This is a genomic window from Haemophilus sp. HMSC066A11, from assembly GCF_001811665.1.
Taxonomy (GTDB): domain Bacteria; phylum Pseudomonadota; class Gammaproteobacteria; order Enterobacterales; family Pasteurellaceae; genus Haemophilus; species Haemophilus influenzae.
The window spans coordinates 1-546 of record NZ_KV805881.1; the positions used below are offsets into that span (position 1 = coordinate 1).

At 35.7% G+C, this 546-nt stretch carries 1 protein-coding gene; it reads left to right on the top strand.

From position 1 onward, the window contains the following. On the top strand, positions 1-546 hold a 546-nt coding region (locus tag HMPREF2813_RS07795), incomplete at both ends, for a TonB-dependent receptor plug domain-containing protein (RefSeq protein WP_186821731.1).

The window sequence follows — 546 nt, forward strand, 5'->3', positions numbered from 1 at the left end:
TAAAGACATCGTTAAATATGAGACGGGCGTTACTGTTGTTGAAGCTGGGCGTTTTGGGCAAAGCGGTTTTGCCATTCGTGGTGTAGATGAAAACCGTGTAGCGATTAATATTGATGGATTACGTCAAGCTGAAACATTATCTTCTCAAGGCTTTAAAGAGCTTTTTGAGGGTTATGGTAACTTCAATAATACGCGTAATGGTGCAGAAATTGAAACTTTAAAAGAAGTAAATATTACAAAAGGGGCAAATTCAATCAAAAGTGGTAGTGGTTCCTTAGGTGGATCTGTAATTTATAAAACAAAAGATGCGAGAGATTATCTCCTTAACAAGGATTACTATGTAAGCTACAAAAAGGGATACGCTACAGAAAATAATCAATCATTCAATACGCTGACTCTTGCAGGACGTTATAAAAAGTTTGATGCCTTAGTGGTTACAACAAGAAGAAATGGACACGAACTTGAAAACTATGATTACAAAAATGCAAATAGCCTTACTCAAGGTAAAAAAAGAGAAAAAGCAGACCCATACAAAATTGAGCAAGA